The sequence below is a fragment of the Streptomyces sp. NPDC054847 genome, assembly GCF_053610925.1.
The window spans coordinates 1-4,026 of sequence record NZ_JBSGZJ010000569.1; the positions used below are offsets into that span (position 1 = coordinate 1).

Annotated in this window: 5 protein-coding genes; 4 read left to right on the top strand and 1 reads right to left on the bottom strand. The window is 70.2% G+C overall.

The annotated features are described in order from the left end of the window. Nucleotides 1-42 precede the first annotated feature (42 nt). Nucleotides 43-285 (bottom strand): mycoredoxin, encoded by a 243-nt coding sequence (locus tag ACWGH4_RS32465; RefSeq protein WP_005312266.1) that lies wholly within the window; start codon nucleotides 283-285, stop codon nucleotides 43-45. 131 nt (nucleotides 286-416) lie between these two features. On the opposite strand from ACWGH4_RS32465, the gene ACWGH4_RS32470 reads away from it, so the two are divergent. The 4 genes from ACWGH4_RS32470 (at nucleotide 417) to ACWGH4_RS32485 (ending at nucleotide 3,992) form a co-directional block, all read left to right on the top strand. Continuing rightward, nucleotides 417-2,648, top strand: coding sequence for an ATP-dependent DNA helicase UvrD2 (locus tag ACWGH4_RS32470; protein WP_453467179.1), 2,232 nt, complete (start codon nucleotides 417-419; stop codon nucleotides 2,646-2,648). Between the two features lie 158 nt (nucleotides 2,649-2,806). After that, nucleotides 2,807-3,133 carry a hypothetical protein gene (locus ACWGH4_RS32475; RefSeq protein ID WP_453467181.1) on the top strand — a complete coding sequence of 109 codons (327 nt, stop codon included), beginning with the start codon at nucleotides 2,807-2,809 and terminating at the stop codon, nucleotides 3,131-3,133. Nucleotides 3,134-3,303: 170 nt separating this feature from the next. After that, a complete protein-coding gene (locus tag ACWGH4_RS32480; protein ID WP_005312256.1) occupies nucleotides 3,304-3,672 on the top strand; it encodes a WhiB family transcriptional regulator in 369 nt (122 codons plus the stop codon). Then, nucleotides 3,669-3,992: a hypothetical protein gene (locus ACWGH4_RS32485; RefSeq protein WP_441264084.1), complete on the top strand. Its 324-nt coding sequence runs from the start codon at nucleotides 3,669-3,671 to the stop codon at nucleotides 3,990-3,992. The genes ACWGH4_RS32480 and ACWGH4_RS32485 overlap by 4 nt, the downstream gene beginning before the upstream one ends. Nucleotides 3,993-4,026: the final 34 nt, after the last annotated feature.

The window sequence follows — 4,026 nt, forward strand, 5'->3', positions numbered from 1 at the left end:
GAACCGGACTGCCGGGGCCGACGCCCGGTCCAGCCTCGAAAGCTAGACGCCCACCTTCTGCTTGACCTGGGCGAGAGACGGGTTCGTCAGCGTCGAACCGTCGGGGAAGAGCACGGTGGGCACCGTCTGGTTGCCCCCGTTGGCCTTCTCGACGAAGGCCGCCGACTCGGGGTCCTGCTCGATGTTGATCTCGGTGTACGCGATGCCCTCGCGGTCCATCTGGCTCTTCAGCCGACGGCAGTATCCGCACCACGTGGTGCTGTACATCGTCACAGTGCCCTGCATCGTCTCTTGCTCCTAGGTCTCGGGGGCGGGGGGGTGTCATCACCTCGGGCTAGAACGTACGTGACGCGGTAACGATTCCCGCGCCCCGTGTGAGGCGGATCCGTACGGCCGGCGGCCAATTCGTACGACTGATGAGGCAGCCCTGTGGACAACCGCCGCATCCGCCCCCGGCGACCTGGCAGCATGGCGGGGTGACAGCAGCAACGCACTCCTCTCTTTTCCCGCAGGTCCCCGAGTCGGCGGACGCCGTGCTCGACGGGCTCGATCCCGAGCAGCGCGAGGTGGCGACCGCCCTGCACGGTCCGGTGTGCGTGCTGGCAGGAGCCGGCACGGGCAAGACCCGCGCGATCACCCACCGCATCGCGTACGGGGTGAGGGCGGGCATACTCCAGCCCGCCAGTGTGCTGGCTGTCACGTTCACCAACCGCGCCGCCGGTGAGATGCGCGGACGGCTGCGCCAGCTCGGCGCGGGAGGCGTCCAGGCGCGTACGTTCCACTCCGCCGCCCTCCGCCAGTTGCAGTACTTCTGGCCGAAGGCGGTCGGCGGCGAGATGCCGCGACTGCTCGAGCGCAAGATCCAGCTGGTGGCCGAGGCCGCCGCCCGCTGCCGGATCCGCCTCGACCGCAACGAGCTGCGGGACGTGACGGGAGAGATCGAGTGGGCCAAGGTCACCCAGACCGTGCCCGCCGACTACCCGGCGGCCGTCGCCAAGTCACTGCGCGACGCGCCCCGTGACCCGGCCGAGATCAGCCAGGTCTACGCCATGTACGAGCAGCTCAAGCGCGACCGCTCGGTGATCGACTTCGAGGATGTGCTGCTGCTCACGGTCGGCATCCTGCAGGACCGGCACGACATCGCCGACCATGTCCGCCGTCAGTACCAGCACTTCGTCGTCGACGAGTACCAGGACGTCAGCCCCCTCCAGCAGCGCCTGCTGGACCTGTGGCTCGGCGACCGGGAAAGCCTGTGCGTCGTCGGTGACGCCAGCCAGACGATCTACTCCTTCACCGGCGCCACCCCCGACCACCTGCTGAACTTCCGCACCCGGCACCCCGGCGCGACGGTGGTCAAGCTGGTCCGCGACTACCGCTCCACCCCCCAGGTCGTCCACCTCGCCAACGGCCTGCTCGGCCAGGCCCGCGGACGGGCCGCCGAGCACCGCCTCGAACTGATCTCCCAGCGCGAGCCGGGCCCCGAGCCCTCGTACGTGGAGTATGCGGACGAGCCCGCGGAGGCGGAGGGCACCGCCCGCCGCATCCGCGAGCTGATCGACGCGGGTGTCCCGGCCGGTGAGATCGCCGTGCTGTACCGGATCAACGCCCAGTCGGAGGTCTACGAGCAGGCTCTGGCCGACGCGGGCGTCCCGTACCAGCTGCGCGGGGCCGAGCGGTTCTTCGAGCGGCAGGAGGTGCGCGAGGCGGGCATCGCCCTGCGCGGCGCGGCCCGCGCCGGCGGCAACGACGCACTGCTCGACGACGTGGAGGACCTGCCCTCCCAGGTGCGGGCCGTGCTGTCCACCAAGGGGTGGACCACGGAGCCGCCCGCCGGATCCGGTGCCGTGCGCGACCGCTGGGAGTCGCTGGCAGCGCTGGTCCGCCTCGCGGAGGACTTCGTGCGGGCCAGGCCGCAGGCCACGCTCGCCGACCTGGTGGCCGAGCTGGACGAGCGGGCGGCCGCCCAGCACGCGCCCACCGTCCAGGGCGTCACACTCGCCTCCCTGCATTCGGCGAAGGGCCTGGAGTGGGACGCCGTCTTCCTGGTCGGGCTCACCGAGGGCATGATGCCGATCACCTACGCCAAGACGGACGAGCAGGTGGAGGAGGAGCGCCGGCTCCTCTATGTGGGCGTGACCCGTGCACGGCTGCACCTGTCCCTGTCGTGGGCCCTGTCCCGTGCGCCGGGCGGCCGTGCCTCCCGGCGTCCGACCCGCTTCCTGAACGGCATCCGCCCGGGCTCCGCCGCGGCCGGGCCGCGAACCGCCGGCGGCGCGGGCGGCGTCGAGCGGGGCGGCGGACGCCGCAAGCGGCGCGGCCCGGTGCTGTGCCGGGTCTGCGGCAAGACCCTGACCGACGCGGGCGAGATGAAGCTGATGCGCTGCGAGGACTGCCCCTCGGACATGGACGAGGCGCTGTACGAGCGGCTGCGCGAGTGGCGCTCGGTGCAGGCCAAGGACCTGGGCCAGCCCGCGTACTGCGTCTTCACGGACAAGACGCTGATGGCGATCGCCGAGGCCGTGCCGGGCAGCGAGGCGGAGTTGGCCGGGATCTCCGGTGTCGGCGGCCGCAAGCTCGATCGGTTCGGGGCCGATGTCCTGGCCATCTGCGCAGGTGAGGAGCCGGGCGAGGCCGACGAGGAGGACTGATACAAACTCGTCGAAAAAATGGTTTGCGCGCGCCCGGCCAAGACCCATAGGTTCTTAACCACGAAGAACAGCGGCTTCTCTGAAGCCCTGTCTTCGTGCTATCCGAATAGCGTGACCGGCCTGTCCGGTCCTCGAGACGCCGAGAGGAGGCGATTCCAGTGATCAGCATCAAGACCAGCTTCATCAGCACCGCCAAAATGACCGATCGCTCGGTCGTCTCCGCCTGCTCGCTCGGCTTCTCCTCCGCGTTCCTCGGCACCGGTATGTCCGGCATCTCCGTCGTGCTTCCCGTGTCCGGTCTGGGCGGCCTGCCCGTCCTGGAGCGCAATGAGCGACCGACCAAGGCACTGGAAGCAGGAGTAGCAGCGGCAGAGGCTCAGGCCTATGCCTTTGCGGCGGCCAGTGCCGAGACCGAGCAGAAGACGACGCAGCACCACACGAAGTGGGCCTTCCGCGGGCTCGAACCCTGGAGTGATCCAGCCTGATACGGCATCAGGCCGGCGCCTTCAGGGCCGCGGAACCCCACCCGGGATCCGCGGCCCTTCTGTTTTCCCCAACGGGAGAACAGTGCGAAGGGGCCTCGGGACCAGAAGCACCCGGTACCAACTGCCACCCGGCCGACCGGCCGGAACGACCAGACGAGGAATCACACACCGTGCAACTCGAAGCGCACGCCCCGTCCGTACCGCCTTCCGAGACCACCTCCCCGCCCGTCCGTACCGAGGACTCCACCTTGACTCCCCTCACCGCGCTCACCGCGCTCGACGACGCCATCGAGAACCTGGGCGTGCCCGTCCCGTGCCGTTCCTACGACCCGGAGGTCTTCTTCGCCGAGTCGCCGGCCGACGTCGAGTACGCCAAGTCCCTCTGCCGCACCTGCCCGCTGATGGAGGCCTGCCTCGCGGGCGCCAAGGAGCGGCGTGAGCCGTGGGGCGTCTGGGGCGGAGAGCTCTTCGTCCAGGGTGTCGTCGTTGCCCGCAAGCGGCCGCGTGGTCGCCCGCGCAAGAACCCGGTTGCGGCATGAACGCCATCGGAACCATCGATCGACCCGTCACGCACGACCCCCAGAAGCAGGCCCCTATGACCTCTTCCACGAGCGAGCCCCAGGGCTCCGCCACCCGAGCTGTCACCACCATCGGCGCGAACGCCTCGCGTCAGAACAGGACCCGCGAAATGCAACTCATCCCAGAAGCCCTGGCTCGTGCGCATATGCACGAGCGCCTGCGTGAAGTCGACGCGGAACGCCAGGCCGTGCGCCTGGTCGCCGCCCGACGCATGCAGCGCCGCGCCGAGCGCGTGTCGATGCGCGCGCGCCGCGCACTGGCCATGGCCGTCATGCACTGACGGCGAAGCCGTCCACGCGGGGCCGGTCCTCACG